14 protein-coding genes are annotated in these 17,296 nt (G+C 40.8%); 4 read left to right on the top strand and 10 right to left on the bottom strand.

Features of this window, described 5'->3' with window-relative positions; all coding sequences use genetic code 11:
• Nucleotides 1-22 precede the first annotated feature (22 nt).
• The 3 genes from tyrA to QMA12_RS06500 all read right to left on the bottom strand — a co-directional run bounded on the left by tyrA (nt 23) and on the right by QMA12_RS06500 (nt 3,325).
• Nucleotides 23-1,156, bottom strand: coding sequence for a bifunctional chorismate mutase/prephenate dehydrogenase (gene tyrA, locus QMA12_RS06490; RefSeq protein WP_290209619.1), 1,134 nt, complete (start codon nt 1,154-1,156; stop codon nt 23-25).
• Nucleotides 1,157-1,395: 239 nt separating this feature from the next.
• Nucleotides 1,396-2,265: an MYG1 family protein gene (locus QMA12_RS06495; RefSeq protein ID WP_290209621.1), complete on the bottom strand. Its 870-nt coding sequence runs from the start codon at nt 2,263-2,265 to the stop codon at nt 1,396-1,398.
• Between the two features lie 361 nt (nt 2,266-2,626).
• A complete protein-coding gene (locus tag QMA12_RS06500; RefSeq protein ID WP_290209682.1) occupies nt 2,627-3,325 on the bottom strand; it encodes a SprT family zinc-dependent metalloprotease in 699 nt (232 codons plus the stop codon).
• 353 nt (nt 3,326-3,678) lie between these two features.
• Here QMA12_RS06500 and QMA12_RS06505 point away from each other — a divergent pair, with 353 nt between their 5' ends.
• Nucleotides 3,679-7,023: an MHYT domain-containing protein gene (locus QMA12_RS06505; RefSeq protein ID WP_290209622.1), complete on the top strand. Its 3,345-nt coding sequence runs from the start codon at nt 3,679-3,681 to the stop codon at nt 7,021-7,023.
• On the top strand, nt 7,023-8,012 hold the full coding sequence (locus QMA12_RS06510) for a two-component system response regulator (RefSeq protein WP_087530766.1): 990 nt from the start codon (nt 7,023-7,025) through the stop codon (nt 8,010-8,012). The genes QMA12_RS06505 and QMA12_RS06510 overlap by 1 nt, the downstream gene beginning before the upstream one ends.
• On the opposite strand, the gene QMA12_RS06515 is transcribed toward QMA12_RS06510, so the two are convergent.
• Nucleotides 7,995-8,405: a VOC family protein gene (locus QMA12_RS06515; protein WP_290209624.1), complete on the bottom strand. Its 411-nt coding sequence runs from the start codon at nt 8,403-8,405 to the stop codon at nt 7,995-7,997. The two genes, QMA12_RS06510 and QMA12_RS06515, sit on opposite strands and share 18 nt — an antisense overlap.
• 1 nt (nt 8,406) lies before the next feature.
• Nucleotides 8,407-9,066, bottom strand: a complete 660-nt coding sequence (locus tag QMA12_RS06520; RefSeq protein WP_290209626.1) for an HD domain-containing protein — start codon at nt 9,064-9,066, stop codon at nt 8,407-8,409.
• Nucleotides 9,067-9,203: 137 nt separating this feature from the next.
• Here QMA12_RS06520 and QMA12_RS06525 point away from each other — a divergent pair, with 137 nt between their 5' ends.
• A complete protein-coding gene (locus tag QMA12_RS06525; RefSeq protein ID WP_087530936.1) occupies nt 9,204-10,394 on the top strand; it encodes a class I SAM-dependent methyltransferase in 1,191 nt (396 codons plus the stop codon).
• On the opposite strand, the gene QMA12_RS06530 is transcribed toward QMA12_RS06525, so the two are convergent.
• Genes QMA12_RS06530 through hrpA form a run of 3 tightly spaced genes read right to left on the bottom strand, consistent with a single transcriptional unit; the run spans nt 10,395 to nt 14,998 of the window.
• A complete protein-coding gene (locus QMA12_RS06530) occupies nt 10,395-10,691 on the bottom strand; it encodes a PilZ domain-containing protein (protein WP_087530769.1) in 297 nt (98 codons plus the stop codon).
• Nucleotides 10,692-10,699: 8 nt separating this feature from the next.
• The gene (locus QMA12_RS06535) at nt 10,700-11,077 is read right to left on the bottom strand and encodes a response regulator (RefSeq protein ID WP_290209627.1); all 378 of its coding nucleotides are present in this window, start codon (nt 11,075-11,077) and stop codon (nt 10,700-10,702) included.
• A 33-nt stretch (nt 11,078-11,110) separates the two neighbouring features.
• Nucleotides 11,111-14,998 carry an ATP-dependent RNA helicase HrpA gene (hrpA, locus tag QMA12_RS06540; protein ID WP_290209629.1) on the bottom strand — a complete coding sequence of 1,296 codons (3,888 nt, stop codon included), beginning with the start codon at nt 14,996-14,998 and terminating at the stop codon, nt 11,111-11,113.
• A 147-nt stretch (nt 14,999-15,145) separates the two neighbouring features.
• Between hrpA and QMA12_RS06545 the strand changes: the two genes are divergently transcribed.
• Nucleotides 15,146-16,051 carry a DMT family transporter gene (locus tag QMA12_RS06545; RefSeq protein WP_087530772.1) on the top strand — a complete coding sequence of 302 codons (906 nt, stop codon included), beginning with the start codon at nt 15,146-15,148 and terminating at the stop codon, nt 16,049-16,051.
• Nucleotides 16,052-16,103: 52 nt separating this feature from the next.
• On the opposite strand, the gene QMA12_RS06550 is transcribed toward QMA12_RS06545, so the two are convergent.
• Both QMA12_RS06550 and phhA read right to left on the bottom strand, forming a co-directional pair.
• On the bottom strand, nt 16,104-16,448 hold the full coding sequence (locus tag QMA12_RS06550; RefSeq protein WP_087530773.1) for a 4a-hydroxytetrahydrobiopterin dehydratase: 345 nt from the start codon (nt 16,446-16,448) through the stop codon (nt 16,104-16,106).
• 9 nt (nt 16,449-16,457) lie between these two features.
• Nucleotides 16,458-17,255 carry a phenylalanine 4-monooxygenase gene (gene phhA / locus QMA12_RS06555; RefSeq protein ID WP_290209630.1) on the bottom strand — a complete coding sequence of 266 codons (798 nt, stop codon included), beginning with the start codon at nt 17,253-17,255 and terminating at the stop codon, nt 16,458-16,460.
• Between the last annotated feature and the right edge of the window lie 41 nt (nt 17,256-17,296).

The raw sequence follows: 17,296 nt of genomic DNA on the forward strand, positions 1-17,296 counted from the left end.
ATCAGCCTACTGCTCCTTTATATTAATCGAGTACTTTTGCGTCATTTGCTTTATTAAGTAAGCTGCGGCTTTGAGTTAAAAAGTGCGCCGTTGAATCTGAGAAATACGCTTTTGCTTGTGCAAATGCATTCATCAATGCTTCTTTATCTCCTGCTTTTAACTTCTCTAAAGTTTGTGCGAAGGTATCTTGGTATTGAGCTAATAACTCCTCCACATTATCAAACTGCGCCAGCATAATATCTGAATACAACTCTGGTGATTGAGCAAATAAACGCCCGACCATCATTAATTCCAATTGGTAAATAGGCGACGAACAACTGCGAAGCTCCTCAAGTGTATGACCTTGTTTTGCTAAAAACTGTCCATAAACAAATGTAGTTAAGTGACGCATAACCTGAATTATCTGCATCGCTTCATCATGTTTCTTTGCGTTAAGCTCTACTAATTGACAGCCCCAAACTTGTAACTGCTCAAGTAAGCCTTTCGCTATGTGATGATCTCGCCCTTCACACACCACGACAGTTTGCTTCACCCAGTGTGATATATCAGGACCAAACATGGGGTGTAATCCAACAACTGGGCCACTATGGGCGGCTTTTAAAACGGCTAGCGGTGCCTGTTTCACTGACGTGATATCAACTAACAGACAATCTTCATCAAGCTTAGGTAGTGCCTTTACTACGGTCTCTAATGCATTGATTGGCACACTGACCATAACCAATTTAGCACCACGCAAGATCTCAGTAGCATTATGTTGCTGTGATTTATCGAGTATTTTTACTTCATAGCCAGAGCGCTGAAATTGCTTTGCAAATAATTGCCCCATAGCGCCTTCGCCACCCACAATTACGATCGGTGATAAGTTAGGTGCAGCGCAAGCAAGTTTAGCCTGTTGATTTTGATAAGCTTCGCGCATCATGCGCCTTAATATATCTTCGACTAATTCAGGGTTCACACCTTGATTTATTGCTTCTTCGCGGCGTGCAGCAAGGAGTGCAGCTTCACGATCAGGCGCGTGTAAAGGCGCACCAGTTTGTTGCTTAATCGCGCCGATTTGCCCAGTTATACTGTTACGTTTCGCCAGTAATGCCACTAACTGCGCATCACATTCATCAATCCCTGCTCTTAATTGATCTAAATCTCTTATATCTGCCACGAACTCTACCACCTATAAAACACCCAAACGCAAACTTAAGTTTACATAAAAGTAAACTAATCAATACGATGAATACTAACAGGATCGCTTACTTGATAAAAGTGAAAGAAGTAAAAATAACAACGGGTATGAAGAAGAGATTTATAACTGCAAGGTTAACCAAATAAAGAGGAAGAAGTTAACCTCGGGCATGCTTACTCACGCAACAAGTGTCTGGGCTCAGTAAATGCCCAGATAAATCAATCTTGCAGTGCAATTGATGCCATAACCATAACACTGGCAAATGACTCTGCACCTGCGATAAATAAACCATTATGGCAAAAAGTTGCATCTTCTAAGCCGGTCACAGCTTGAAATTCATCACCAGATAAACCAGCCCACTGCTGTGGTAATGGTTTTCTATCTTCGAAGGAACCAGGTTCTACCGGCACGGTTTGAATAATCCACTTACCCGAATGAGATGGATAAACCATATACAGAGCCTCATTTGATAAACTGTGAACTGTTTTTTTCCACGGCGTATATTGCTCAAGTACAATGACACGGGGATCATCTGCATCAGTAATAGCCTTAGCAACTATTTTTTTAGCGTCCGCACTACCATTTGCAGAAGCAATAAACCGTTTAAGTAAACGCACTGCAAATTCTACAGCTTCATTAAAGCAGCTATCAAAATCACTGTTTTCTTGCCACGTAGGATTAAACATTGAAATAGTTTGGCTTAAGCTAATCCCTTGCTCTACACCTTGAACATAACCGCAATCTATCGCATCAATAGTAGATACCAATCCAGCATCAACTGAATCTGCAACGGTTTGATTCCCTTGGCACAGATCTAAACCATATTTTTGCCAGATTAAGCCAAACGATGAAAAAGGAATACCGTTTTCGCGTGCCCCAGCTCCACCCCGTTGATGATGATCAAAGCGCCCTTTATCCGGGTCATATTCATTACCCACATCAATGACAATATCAGCTTGGCTAATTATTTTGGCATCTCGGGTGCGAATTAAATTAAAAGAAGGGAAAATAATTTTAAGTGCTGCGATGCTAAACACGTCATCGGCATGAAAATTACCATCGTGCGTAACTATTGTAATATCGGTCATTAATTCATCATTATAGAAGAGAAAAGAATTTTACTTATTTAAGTAAACGGACGCAGACAGTATACCCAAGCTAAAAGATAAAAACAGCTTTGTGTATACCCAAACCACCTTAAGATACGTGTTTCAGTTGGAATTAAAAGCGATTTAGGCAAGGCATTGATTGCAAGTAATAGTGGTTCTATTGTTAAAATCAATAACGCAGTATAAATCGCTTTTAAACCAACCCTTTGGGCGTTTCACAGAGACTTACTCTCATCGTTGTTACTTCTTAAAAGGGAGTGCCATTGTTGCAAAGTAACGCCTTGATATTAAGCCCCTGTTGAAACGCTGAATTCCGCATCTTGAGGTGGTTTGGGTATAATTATTCAAACACCCACTGCAAACTTGCACCATGTTGTTTTAACCATTGCGTTGCATGTTTATAATCAGGATAAAATTCACTAACACGGTGCCAAAATTGCTGGCTGTGATTCAAATACTTTAAGTGAGCAAGCTCATGCACAACAACGTAATCAATGACCCAATGTGGCGCACCTACCAGTAATAAATTAAAAGTCAGTTCACGACGTTGATTACAACTACCCCACCGGCGCTTGTAAGTGGTTATTTTTAAATTACTCGGTAACGCTTCGGCCATTTTCGAACAATAATGCTGTAACCGCATTTCAATATAGCCTTCTAACTGCTCGCGCATAAAGTCTTCAAACTGTGTTTGATACATAGCAGTATGTTTTTTAACGCGGCCGGAACAACTAACCTGTAACTGCGGTGGATTCATATTAGCAAAAAACTGCCAGCAGCTTGTTTTGTTTATTTCAAAGTGCAGTGTCAATAGCTCATCAAACAAACGAATTTGTAAACTATCCAGTGGAAACTGACGGAGATCCTGGTGCTGACTTTGCTTATATACTTGCTGATTAATCCACGCTTGTTTAGTCGCCAACCATTGCTCAATATATGCTATAGCAACGCCGTATGGCGCATAAACGGTTAATGATTGTTGGTGAACCTTGATAGCCACGGTTTTACGACGGCGACTGCGCTTTAATGTGTATTCGATCAATGCCAACTCTTAAACTGATTAATATAAGAAATTTACTACTTGTTATAATACCTTGCTCAATAACTGCTAATCTATAAATTTGTGGTTGTTTTTGTTAAGCAGATGACACGATAATTATTAAAAAAAATAAAACAATTATTAAAAAACAAACTGTAATTTTAGTTATTAATAGTGCTACAATTATAACCAATAACACTTAGTAACTTGATTCCATTGATATTTTACTTCTGTTAACCTATGGTTATCTTAAAGGTAACAAAAGCCTACATAAATATGTAATTAATTATTCCTATGAATATACTTCACAGTCATTACTTTCACTGATTGTAAAGTTTTGAGATTGAGCCACTATGCTGTCAGCTTTTTTTATCACCGATCAAGATCCAAGCCTCATAATCAATGGGGTTTATAACCCATATCTTGTTACTTTATCTGTCATGACAGCTATCTTTGCGGCTTATTTCGCAGCGTTATTAATCGATCTTGCGAAAGCAACTCGATTTCAAAGCTACCAAAAACTAGCAAACTCAACAGCAGCATTAGTTCTTTCTGGCGGCATTTGGAGTATGCACTTTATTGGTATGCTAGCGTTCTCATTATGCACAAATATTAGCTATGATCCGACACTGACCTTTTTATCTTTTATTCCTGCATTTTTAGCTTGTTGGACTGCAATATCGATGTTGGTCAGAAGTGACAAAACGATGTTGCAACTCATTGTTCCATCCATTTTACTTGGCGCTGGAATTGGAACGATGCACTACAGTGGCATGGCTGCCATGGAATTAAGCCCATTACTACGTTATGACCCATTAACTTTTGCTCTATCAATCCTTGTAGCAGTCGCGTTGGCTTATATATCATTGTATATGCGCTTTAATGTTAATAAATTTTTCTCAAAGCTAAGTGAAGTACAAACTCGGTTTATTAGCGCAATAGTACTAGGGTTTGCAGTTGCAGGCATGCATTACATGGGCATGCTAGCGACGCGTTTTGTTGCCGTATCGCCGATTCTCAATGACAGTCAAGACTCTGAACTAACCTTGATCGCTATTAGCGTTGTATTTTCTACAATCATTCTTACCGCAATTGTGGCGATTATAAATGGTATCGTTCGTTACCGTATGTTGCTTGAGGATAAGACAAGTAACGAATCTCGCTTGCAGGCAATTCTTTCAACAGCCATCGACGGTATTATCACTATTGATCACAAAGGTCATATTTTAAGCTTTAACAACGCTGCTGAACTCATTTTTGGCTGGAATAAGCAAGATGTTAAAGGTAACAATGTCAAAATGCTAATGGCCGATGATATTGCTGCACAGCATGATGGTTATCTATCAAAAGCAGGACATATTGATTTTGGTACTGTCATTGGTGTTAACCGTGATGTATTGGCAAAGCACAAAGATGGCCACTTATTCCCTATTCGCCTTGGCGTTGGTGAAGTAGATCAACCGGGCCAAGAACCACTCTATGTTGGGTTCATCACAGACTTAACTGAACAGCGAAAACTACAACAAAACTTGATAACTAAAGAGCAACAGTATCGCTCACTCATGGATAATATGCCTGGTGTTGTATTTCGTTGTGAGATTAATGAAAAGTGGAGCATGATGTTTATCAGCCCTAACATCTTTGAAATGACCGGTTATATCCCTAATGAGTTTATAAATAAGAATATCGAATACGGCGATTTACTATTCAAAGACGATATACCGCATATAAACAAAGCTGTTGAGCAAGCTATTACTAAAAAAGAGCACTACTCTATTGAATACAGAGTGCGCCACCGTAACGGCAAACTTGTGTGGATACTTGAAAAGGGCAGCTTTGAATTTAATAAACAAGGCGAAGCAATTTGGATTGATGGCGTTTTAGTTGATATAAGTGAACGACGCGAGTACGAAGACAAGCTAAAACAGGCCAAAGTTGCAGCAGAGGAAGCAGCTCAAGCTAAACAATCATTTATGGCCAACATGAGTCATGAGATCCGCACTCCTATGAACTCGATCATTGGTTTTAGTGACTTGCTGATGGATACGCCTCTCGATCAAGAGCAACAAAAGCACTTAGTAACGGTTAATAATGCCGCGCGGTCACTGCTGAGGTTATTAAACGAGATACTTGACTCTGCCAAACTTGAAAAAGGAAAGTTAACCATAGAACCTGTGCATTTTAATTTGCAACCTGTGCTCGACAGTATCATTTCAACTTTTTGGTTAGAGGCTAAGAAAAAGGACCTTGAAGTAACGTTAACAATTAAAGAGTCTGTCCATAAAGCTTATTATGGCGACCCCGATAGAATTCGCCAAGTACTAACAAACTTAATTGGCAATGCGATTAAATTTACTGAGCAAGGTTCAATCCAGGTCACAGTGAGTACAACACAAAATAATCATCTGTTTTTTGAAGTGCAAGATTCAGGTATTGGTATTGCACCAGAGCGAATCAAGGCTATCTTCCAGCCCTTTGAGCAAGCTGATGGCACGACGACTCGCCGTTTTGGTGGTACAGGCCTTGGTACAACAATCAGTAAACAATTAGTTGAGCTAATGGGCGGTACTATCAGCTTAGTAAGTGAAGAAAATAAAGGTAGCTGTTTCTTTTTCGCGCTTCCGTTAGAGCCTGGCGATGAAAACCTAATTAACTACTTTGACGGTTTACATACGCAATTACCAGCTCTGCGTATATTAGTTGTTGATGATATTGAACAAAATGTAGAGCTGCTGCGTTTATTGCTTTCTCGTGATGAGCATAAAGTCAGCACGGCGAGTAATGGCTTTGAAGCTTTAGAAATTTTTGAGCAGCAAGACTTTGATGTCATTTTGATGGACATTCATATGCCACAGTGCGATGGCATAACTGCAACCCAAAAAATACGTGAAATTGAACAACATAGACAGCTAAAAAACACCCCTATCATCGCACTCACCGCAAGTGTACTACAGCAAGATAAGTTGACAGCTAAGAAAGCTGGAATGAATGGTTTTGCTAATAAGCCTGTAGATATCAATCAATTAAATCAAGAAATATCTCAAGTTCTCGGCTATGGCCTGAAAAAAGAAGTGCTTATTGAACAAAGTGATCCTCAAGCGAAACATATCGACTTTAAAAAAGGTAAGCAGCTTTGGGGTAGTAAGTGTAAGCAAATAAACGAGATACAGCGCTTTATTGATGAGCAGCACACCTTATGTACGGTACTATTTGCTCATGGTCTTAGCGCATTAAATGACGTGCAAGGCAAGCTACACACACTTAAAGGGCTTGCTGGGAATTTAGGCTTGCCAACTATGATGTCGTTATTTTCAGAGCTTGAAAAATCAAGCTCTCAAGAACAGCAAGAAAAAGTTATTGCACAATTAGAAGTAGAGTTAACCGCTGTATCTTTATTGTTAGCTGAAAAAACTTTAACGTGTGTGCCAAGTGTTAATAAGCACGAATCTCAAGATGCACCGGCATTGTCGGCAACTGAATTTAAAGCGCTTTGTGAACAGTTATATATAGACGCTGAAAACGCTGAACTTAATGATGAACTGCTTGCAACAATTGTAACTAATGCGCCTACAAATTATAAAAATGATATCGATAATATTGTTGAATGTTTCGAACAATTTGATTTTGATACCGCCCAATCAAACCTAGAGTCGTTAATATCTTTACTCAAACAAGCACAAACAATGGAGGCAAATTAATGGATTTAAATATCGAACGCCCACGAATTTTAATCGTTGATGATGAGCCTGCTAATCTTAAGGTTATGCGTGAAGTATTGAGTAACCAATACCGATTATCGTTTGCAAAATCAGGCGAAGCTGCCCTTGCCTTAATTGAAAAAGAGCCACCTAAACTCATTTTGCTCGACATTATGATGCCAGATATGAACGGCTTTGAAGTTTGCCAACGATTAAAAGAAAACCCGCAAACCCAGCATATACCTATAATTTTTGTTACAGCCCTTGCTGACGAAAGCGATGAATTTAAAGGGTTTGAGATAGGTGCTGTTGACTATATAACCAAACCTATCAGTCCTGCAATTGTGCGCTCTAGGGTTAAAACACACCTATCACTGGTGCAAGCTGAGCAACTCAAGCTCGCTCATGTTGATTTGGTTCATCGCCTTGGCCGAGCGGCTGAATATAAAGACACGGATACTGGCGAACATATAATCCGAATGAGCAAGTACAGTAAAATTTTAGCTCTCGCTTATGGTATGGGTGAGCAACATGCTGAACTGCTCAAACAAGCAGCCCCGATGCATGACATTGGTAAAATTGGTATTCCTGATGCGATTTTATTAAAGCCAGGCAAGCTCACCTCTGATGAGTTTGACTACATGAAACAGCATGCTGAAATAGGTGCTAAAATCTTAGCAAACTCTTCGTCACCGTTATTGCAACTCGCTTATATTCTAGCCATGGAACATCATGAGAAATGGGACGGCACGGGTTACCCGAAAGGCTTACAAGAAGAAGAAATATCAATAGAAGGCCGGATTGTTGCTATCGCAGATGTATTTGATGCACTTACCTCTAAACGCCCTTACAAAAAAGCATGGAGTGTTGATGAAGCACTCTCGCACATGCGTGAACAAGCTGGTAAACACTTTGATCCACAGCTTATCGCTCTTTTTGAAGGCCAGTTTGATGCCATTATGAAAGTCTACTCAGCCTATCAAGATTGATTTATCGATAGATTGGCTAATATAGCTGTAATCATGAGAGGTTATCTCATGATTATTGCCGCTGTTATCTTTAAAATACATAGAAAACGTCACTCCGTGATCAGCAACAATCGTTTTGATTTTATGTGATTCAAAATGACTCAGCCAAGTAATAAATTGCTCACCTGTTGCACCAAACGCAACCCCTTTACTGACACCCGCGCGTTCAAACAATGCTAACCGTGTTGTTGCAGCGTCGTCTTCGAGCGTGAGCGGGCCTTTGCCCTCATCCCAAAAGGCAAGCTCAGGCACAATATTAAAACCGAGCACCTCTTTATACCACACAACAGCTTCGGCCAAGCTTTCTACATTAAGATGGCAATGATCTATACCTGATAATAATGGCGTGGCCATATTACTCACCTATTTCTGATTTTAACTGCTCGATAAATGCCAACATATAATCAGTGCGGCGCTGCGCTTCAGCTTTAGCTGACGGTGTATTCATGCTGTTGGCGACATGGAGTAGCTTGATAAAAAAATGATCAAGCGTATAAAGTTTGTCGTCTGCTTCGCGGTTTTGGCAAAAAGGGTCTTGTGGGTGATATAAATGGCGGCTTATTGAGCCCCCTACCTTCATACAGCGACTCACACCGATTGCGCCCAATGCATCCATTCTGTCTGCATCTTGAACAATTTGCGCTTCAACTGATTGTACTTTTATATTAGCACTGAAGCTATGAGCTGCAATTGCATGATGAATTGCATCAAAGTAACTCTCGTCATAGCCAATAGAAGTTAAAAAGATAATCGCTTTATCTGCGGCCATGGTTGAAGCTTTTGCACGATCAGGGTGATTTTTTGCCACTGCAACACAATCGTGTAACCATGCAGCAGGAAGTACCACGGCCATCTCGGCCTGCTCTGCAATACATAATTGTTTGGCTACTCTCACAACTCGCTCAATATGCGTTATATCATGCGCTACATCGGCGCAAATAAGTGACGAAATAAAACCCCGACATTCATTTTCAAGTTCTTGTAGTGACGCTGATAACGCTATTTGCTGTTCCATAAATTTCGCTGTTTCAATGTAAAACAATATATTACGGCTACTTTACCGCGGTTATAGGTCGTTGTGCAAAACATTCATTGTATGTTCGACCTTGCTTTACTAAAATAGCCGCTAATTAATCTGTCATGAGTATGCCAATGTCATCTGCTATTTACCTGCAAGCTGGTCGCGAAAAGTCGTTAAAAAGAAAACATCCGTGGTTATTTTCTAAAGCCATAAAAAAAATGAAGGGCAAACCGGGTCTAGGTGACACTGTTACTATTCACGATAGCGAAGGTAAGTTTTTAGCAACTGCGGCATATAGTCCACATTCACAAATTCGTGCACGTGTATGGAGTTTTGACGAAAAAGAGGTTATTGACCAAAACTTTTTTGAACGCCGTTTACGTCGTGCGCTTTTAGCCCGTGCACAAGTCATTGAAGAAGGTGGTTTAACAGGGTTTCGTTTATGTGCCGCTGAGTCTGACTTTTTACCGGGCGTAACCATTGATAAGTTTGACAACGTACTAGTCTGTCAGCTACTAAGTGCCGGTGCCGAGCGCCACAAGGGCGAAATTGTAGCTGCTCTTATTAGTATTTTTCCAGGTTGTGATGTGTATGAACGCTCTGATGTTGACGTACGAAACAAAGAAGGGCTAGAGCCAACAACCGGTGTACTTTGGGGCAATAAACCCGCGCAACCAGTATTAATAGAAGAGAATGGCTTAAAGCTCGAGGTCGATATTATCGAAGGCCATAAAACTGGCTTTTACCTTGATCAACGTGATAGTCGTGCTGCGCTAGAGCGCTTCTCTAAAGATAAAAAAGTACTTAACTGCTTTAGTTATACTGGTACTTTTTCACTTTACGCATTACGTGGAGGCTGTGAGCATGTTACTAACGTAGATGTATCACAACCTGCGCTTGATACAGCGAAACGCAACGTTGAACATAACAACCTTGATTTAAATAAAGTCGACTTTGTAAAACAAGATGTGTTTAAGCTATTGCGCCAATACCGTGAAGAAGGTGTTTTATTCGACACCATCGTTATGGACCCGCCAAAGTTTGCAGATAACAAAGCACAACTGACTGGCGCGTGCCGTGGTTACAAAGATATCAACATGATTGCCATGCAAATACTTAAACCCGGTGGCACATTACTTACATTCTCGTGCTCAGGCTTAATGGAACAAAACCTATTTCAAAAAGTGGTTGCCGATGCGGCCCTTGATGCGGGTAAAGATTTATTGATTATGGAACGTTTAAATCAAGCAGCAGATCACCCTATTGCAGGTAGTTATCCTGAAGGGTTTTACTTGAAAGGTCTTATCTGCAAGGTATTCTAGCTAGTTAAACTGCATAATCTCAAGTCCTGCGGTGATCGTGCCATCATCTTCTTTAGAAGCACGTATCACCTTCGCTGTTGCATCTAACGGTGCAATCGCAGGGCTTGTTGAATCAATATTTACTTTTACTATCGTACCAACTTCTAATAAATCATCTAAATGCAAGGATAGGCCTGTAGCACTTAAATCAACACACAATGCTTCATATTGCTGGTCTGGTATCGGCTCGAGCGTAATGAGCGTCGCCTTAGCATTAACTTGCATGCGTCTGAAATTGCGTTGGTCTTCATTAAACATATAAGCTCCTAGACAACTGTATTTATTTTATCAAGTAACCCAACCACTGAAAACGGCTTGATAACATAGGCATCGCACCCAGCTTCAAATCCAGCTTGTTGTTCTTGTTCTGATTCTAACCCTGACACCATAACAACAGGAATGTTATTCGTCTCTGGGGTGTTTTTTAGCATTCTACATGTATCGTAACCATCTAGCCCTGGCATACACACATCCAACAGAATAACATCCGGTGGGTTAGCAATGGCTGATGCTAAACAACTTTGCCCTGAATCGGCATAGCTTAACTCAAAGCTATTTGTTAGAGCTGCTTTGAGCATTTCAAAGTTAAAGTACTCATCATCGACAATAAGTAGACTTAACTGTTTATTTGCGGTTGTACGCATAGTAAGTGTCAGTTCCTTCTTTATTATTCCAATTTAGTCACATTCTTTTAATGCATTTAAAACCCGTTTAGCTGAAATAGGATAAGGCGTGCCTAGGGTTTGCGCAAAAAGCGATACGCGAAGCTCCTGTTGCATCCAAAAAATATCAATCAACGCCTGTGGTACTGGCAATCCCGGCGCTACTTTTTTAAGCTGTTTTTGATATTCTTGTGCGACCTTGTCTAATTCTAGTACACATAATCTGTCACGATTTGGGTCTACTGGCAACTTTTCTAAGCGTTTTTCTATGGCTTTTAGATAACGAATTAAGTCTCCTAGTTTTTCTGCGCCATGAGAAGAGACAAAACCTTTAAACACCAGCGACTCTAATTGGCTTTTTATATCGCCATGTGCGGTGATCATGGTTAAGTCCACTCGCCCTTTCATTTTTTTATGTAAAGCGTGCGCAATACTTAGCACTTGCTCAACTTGCGTTGCTATCGCAACAACGGTATCACCTAGTTCACCACGTACTTGCTCTTTAACTTGCTCAAATGCTTGCTCGGTTCTCACATCACCTAAGCTTTTAAGTAAGCTGTCTACGCCTGCGGCAATACAATCATCGATTAAATCAGCCACTTTACCAAATGGGTTAAAGTAAAGGCCGAGCTTGGCTTTATTAGGCAAATTTTGTTGTAAATATTTTATTGGCGAAGGTACATTTAATAACACCAAACGGCGTAGCCCTTGCTGGTGTGCTGCGTGTGCTTTGATTTCATTGTCAAATAACTCAACTGCGGTAGATGATTTTTTATCCACCAGCGCGGGATACGCTTTAATTTCGTACTGGCCTTGTTTTTTCACATATGAAGCGGGAAGCTTACCAAAATCCCACTGCGTTAAATCTGTTTTTTCAATTCCTTTATCAGCTACTTTAGACAGTGTTTGCGTTACTTTACCTTGTAGCTGCGCTTTTAGCTTAGCTAAGTCCATACCACGCGCAAGCAGAGTATTTTTATCATCACGCACTTCAAACTGAAACCGTAAATGAGTCGCGAGGGTTGATAAATCCCATGCATCAGGCTCAACGCGCACCCCCGTCATACGTAACAGCTGATGACTAAGCGCTTCAATGAAGTTACCTTGCATTGGCGTAATGGCTGCAAGCACAGCGTCGGCGTAATTTGGAGCTGGAACAAAGTTACGACGTAACGATTTCGGCAACGATTTTATTAAACCAGTAATAAGCTCATGGCGAAACGCCGGAATGTGCCAATCAAAACCTGTTTCTTCAACCTGATTTAGTAAAGCGACGGGTATTTGCACCGCAACACCATCGACGGCTTGGCCTGGATCAAAATGATAACTCAGCGGCAGCATTAAATTGTTTTGCTGCCAAACATCTGGATAATCAAACTCGGTGACACTGTCAGCACCGTGTTGCATTAAATCATCACGGGTCATATGTAAAAAGCGCTTATCTTGCTGCTTTTTGGTTTTGTACCACTTAGTGAATGCCGCACGGTTATTTATATCTTGCGGGATTTTTTTATCGTAAAATTCATAAAGCGTTTGCTCATCAACGAGTATGTCGCGGCGGCGGCTTTTGTTCTCAAGCGTTTGAATATCTTCTATCAGCTCACGGTTAAACTGTAAAAACCCTTCATTTTGACCCAACTCTTGTTCGACCAGGGCACTGCGAATAAATAGCTCACGGCTCACTTTTGGGTCAATATTGCTATACACACAACGGCGTTTAGAGACAATAATCAGTCCATAAAGCACTTGTTGCTCAAACGCGATAACAGCGCCTGGCTTTTTCTCCCAATGGGGTTCACTGTAGCTACGTTTAACTAAATGTTGCGCAAACGGTTCAACCCAATCAAGGTTAATTTTAGCGTTGATGCGCGCATAAAGCTTACTGGTTTCAACCAGCTCCACCGACATAATCCATTTAGGGCTCTTTTTAAATAACCCTGAACCTGGAAAAATATGAAACTGACTATTGCGTGCACCTTTATACAACTGCTTTTCGTCTTTAAAACCAATATGGCTTAGCATACCGCTCAATAACGCTTGGTGAATTTTATCGCCGTCAGCTACATTTGTAGTGGCTTTCATTCCCATTTCGTTACAAACCGTGCTTAATTGATAAACAATGTCTTGCCACTCACGGATGCGCATATACGCCAGCATGTCTTTTTGGCAAAGCTTTCTAAACTGACTGTTACTGAGCTCACTTTGCTGCTCTTCTAAATAATTCCACAAGTTTAAAAACGCAATAAAATCGGAATCTGGGTCGTCAAAACGCCCATGCTTTTCATTCGCTGCAGCGCGTTTTTCTTGCGGGCGCTCACGAGGGTCTTGAATAGACAGCGCTGCAACAATAATAATCACTTCGCGCAGTGCACCAAGCTTTTGCGCAGTCAGTACCATTTTTGCTAAACGCGGGTCTACTGGGAGTCTGCTTAAATCCATTCCCGATTTAGTTAATCGTGTTTCTTGATGGCGCTTGCTAGGTTTAACCGCTTCGAGCTCTTCGAGTAGAGTTAAACCATCATTAATATTGCGACTATCCGGTGCTTGTACAAATGGGAAGTTAGCCATATCGCCTAAGCCTAAACCAAGCATTTTTAAAATAACCGAGGCTAAGTTGGTACGCAGTATTTCAGGGTCGGTAAACTCAGGCCGCGAATTAAAGTCTTCTTCTGCATATAAACGAATGCATATCCCCGCCTCAACACGGCCACAACGCCCTTTACGCTGATTGGCACTTGCCTGTGAAATCGGTTCAATAGGCAAGCGCTGTACTTTGGTTCGGTAGCTGTAGCGGCTAATACGCGCAGTACCTGGGTCAATAACATAGCGAATTCCCGGTACCGTTAAAGACGTTTCAGCCACGTTGGTCGACAAAATAATATGGCGGCGATTATGCGGGGCAAAAATACGGTTTTGTTCAGCATTTGATAGTCGCGAATACAGCGGTAGTACATCGGCTCCCTTAAGGTTACGCTTACTAAGTGCATCGGCGGTGTCGCGAATTTCCCGTTCACCGTTTAAAAAGATTAAGATATCGCCAGGGCCTTCTTGGCACAATTCATCTACTGCATCAAAAATGCCTTGCAGTTGATCCCCTTCAGCCTCCATATCGTCTTTATCAATTTCAACTAACGGTCTGTAACGAACATCAACGGGGAAAGTGCGCCCTGAGACTTCAATAATCGGTGCATCATTAAAATGTTTTGAAAAACGCTCAGGGTCAATGGTTGCAGAGGTAATAATGACTTTTAAATCAGGGCGTTTTGGTAATAGGTTTTTTAAATAACCTAAAATAAAATCGATATTAAGGCTACGTTCGTGGGCTTCATCAATAATGATGGTGTCGTATTGATTTAAAAAACGGTCTTGTTGAATTTCAGCTAACAAAATACCGTCAGTCATCAGCTTGATATAACTATTATTGGACACTTGGTCGCTAAAGCGAATTTTAAAACCCACCTGTTGACCAAGTTCGCATTGCATTTCACTGGCAATACGATCAGCAACGCTGCGCGCTGCTAAACGCCTAGGTTGGGTGTGACCAATATAGCCATCAACGCCACGACCAAGCTCTAAACACATTTTAGGGATTTGCGTTGTTTTACCTGAACCGGTTTCGCCAGCGATGATAACCACTTGGTTATTGGCAATCGCTTCTTTAATGTCGTCTTTTTTCTGACTAACCGGAAGTTGCTCTGGGTAGGTCACTTTTGGTAGTTGAGCTAAGCGAACCTCACGCAACTGTTGGCTACGTGTTATATCTGCGGTTATTTTTTCTATAACAGCCGCTTGCTTTGCTTCATCGGATATTTTTTTTATGCCATGAAGGCGCTTTTTAAAGATGAATTGATCTTTTCTTAAACACGTTTTGAGTTCACCAAACAATTGACCTAGGTTTACCACCCGCGACTTCCTTAATAATTTTGAATAAAGACACCCAATTGTATCAAACTTTGCAGCAATATAAATTTTATCTATGAGTGCCGATTTTGGCTGAGCCTCTAATCAGACAATGCTATGCTTGGCGCTTACTTATCCAAGGTGTTTACTATGAGCTTAAAAAGTTTGATCCAACTATTTGCGCTTGCGGCTATTTGGGGCGCATCATTTTTATTTATGCGAATGGCAGCAACCAGTTTAGGCCCCGCTGTACTGATTGAATTTAGAGTCGGCTTTGCAGCCCTTACATTGTTTTTAGTAGCACTGTACATTAAACGCCAATCTGTTTTTAAGAGCTTAGCGTTTAAAGCCCATCGTAAACATTTTTTTATTATTGGCGCACTTAATTCCGCACTGCCCTTTTTACTCTTTGCGTATGCAGCCCAAACAATCAGCGCATCAACGTTATCTATATTAAATTCAACAACCCCTATTTGGGCAGCATTAGTAGGCGTAATATGGGCTAAAACAAAACCAACAAAGAGTATGATTTGTGGTTTAGTGCTTGGCTTAATTGGCGTTGTACTGCTTGTAGGGCAAGATAACTTTAGCCCAAGCTCAAACTCACTGATAGCTATTATTGCGGCACTTTGCGCATCATTAAGCTATGCCATTGCATCTCATTACACTAAACATGCACCTAAGTTAACACCTTTTAATAATGCACATGGCTCGATGTGGGCAGCAAGCATATTGGTATTGCCGCTCGTTTTTTTCATGCCGATTCGAGAAGTCCCATCCTCAGACATCATGTTAGGGGTTGTTGCTTTAGGCGTGATTTGCACTGGCGTTGCCTATATTTTGTTTTTTAATTTAATTGAAGAAATAGGCCCAACGTCGGCACTGACCGTGACGTTTCTAATTCCACTTTTTGGTATTTTTTGGGGTCATATAGTGCTTGATGAACAGATTGGTTCAAACACCTTGCTTGGTGCATTGTGTGTAATAAGTGGCACTATGTTAGTCACTGGCTTTTTACCTAAAAAACTGCCACTAGGCTCACCAAAAAACACGTAAAAAAAGGTGCATTTATAATGCACCTTTTGTCCTATGGGTAAAACAGGATTAGTTATAGCGCAGCAAAAACTTCGTCAGTTTTAGCTGCACAAATAAAATCATTTTTATGCAGACCTTTAATTGAATGGCTCCACCACGTTACCGTCACTTTTCCCCATTCAGTTAATAAACCTGGGTGATGGCCTTCGTCTTCAGCCATATCACCCACTTTGTTAGTAAAGGCAATAGCTTGTTTAAAGTTTTTAAATTTATAAACACGCTCTAACTGCATAATGCCATCGCGTACTTCTGGCACCCAGTCTGGGATCATTTTAATTAGTTCTGCTAGCTCTTCGTCTGACACTTTTGGAGCATCAACATGACAGGCTTCACACTTTTGTGCGCTTAATGATGACATTTTAAATCCTTAACTTGCTAATTTTTCTTTAGGAGGAAATTTTGGGTCGTGTAACCCTAATTCTTTTGCTTGCTCAACTATCGCCATAATATCCAACTGTGAAATATCAAATAAATCATGGATAGAGTTTATGGTGTAGTACAAAGGCTGCATTATATCAATGCGGTACGGTGTGCGTAATACATCAAGTACATTCATTGGGTTAATTTCTGGCGTATCAGAGTACACGTATTGTGTCTCGCCGGGGCTTGATAAAATACCACCACCGTAAATACGTAGGCCGTCTTTGGTTTGCATCAAACCAAACTCAACAGTAAACCAATACATACGCGCCAAATAAACTCTGTCTTTCTTTTGCGCCGCATAACCTAACTGACCATATTTATGAGTGAACTCAGCAAAATCAGGGTTAGTGAGCATCGCGCAATGGCCAAATATTTCATGGAAAATATCTGGTTCTTGTAAATAATCAAACTCTTCACGTGTTCTTATAAAAGTCGCTACAGGAAACTGCTTGTTCGCCAATAAACGAAAGAACTCATCAAAGTCAATCAATGCAGGCACCGGGGCGACTTGCCAACCTGTGGTTGCTAGCAACACTTCGTTTAACTCGCTTAGTTGCGGGATGCGATCATGAGGAAGGTTTATTTTTTTTAGCCCTTCCATGTATTCATTACACGCTTTGCCTTCGATGCATTTTAATTGACGGGCAACGAGTTCTGACCATATTTTATTTTCTTCATCGCTCCAATGAATCACCCCATTTTCATCGGGTGTTCTAGAGGTGTACTTGCTTGCTTTAGCCATAATTACCTTCTTGCTGTTAAACCGAATATCGGTATCAACGT

The sequence above is a fragment of the Pseudoalteromonas sp. APC 3893 genome (assembly GCF_030408095.1).
In the GTDB taxonomy this organism is placed as follows: domain Bacteria; phylum Pseudomonadota; class Gammaproteobacteria; order Enterobacterales; family Alteromonadaceae; genus Pseudoalteromonas.

What these genes read in the sequence shown, in the direction of transcription:
- QMA12_RS06495 (WP_290209621.1), bottom strand. Translation starts at nt 2,265, where the DNA reads ATGACCGATATTACAATAGTTACGCACGATGGTAATTTTCATGCCGAT.
- QMA12_RS06505 (WP_290209622.1), top strand. Translation starts at nt 3,679, where the DNA reads ATGCTGTCAGCTTTTTTTATCACCGATCAAGATCCAAGCCTCATAATC.
- QMA12_RS06510 (WP_087530766.1), top strand. Translation starts at nt 7,023, where the DNA reads ATGGATTTAAATATCGAACGCCCACGAATTTTAATCGTTGATGATGAG.
- QMA12_RS06515 (WP_290209624.1), bottom strand. Translation starts at nt 8,405, where the DNA reads ATGGCCACGCCATTATTATCAGGTATAGATCATTGCCATCTTAATGTA.
- QMA12_RS06520 (WP_290209626.1), bottom strand. Translation starts at nt 9,066, where the DNA reads ATGGAACAGCAAATAGCGTTATCAGCGTCACTACAAGAACTTGAAAAT.
- QMA12_RS06525 (WP_087530936.1), top strand. Translation starts at nt 9,204, where the DNA reads ATGTCATCTGCTATTTACCTGCAAGCTGGTCGCGAAAAGTCGTTAAAA.
- QMA12_RS06530 (WP_087530769.1), bottom strand. Translation starts at nt 10,691, where the DNA reads ATGTTTAATGAAGACCAACGCAATTTCAGACGCATGCAAGTTAATGCT.
- QMA12_RS06535 (WP_290209627.1), bottom strand. Translation starts at nt 11,077, where the DNA reads ATGCGTACAACCGCAAATAAACAGTTAAGTCTACTTATTGTCGATGAT.
- QMA12_RS06545 (WP_087530772.1), top strand. Translation starts at nt 15,146, where the DNA reads ATGAGCTTAAAAAGTTTGATCCAACTATTTGCGCTTGCGGCTATTTGG.
- QMA12_RS06550 (WP_087530773.1), bottom strand. Translation starts at nt 16,448, where the DNA reads ATGTCATCATTAAGCGCACAAAAGTGTGAAGCCTGTCATGTTGATGCT.
- phhA (WP_290209630.1), bottom strand. Translation starts at nt 17,255, where the DNA reads ATGGCTAAAGCAAGCAAGTACACCTCTAGAACACCCGATGAAAATGGG.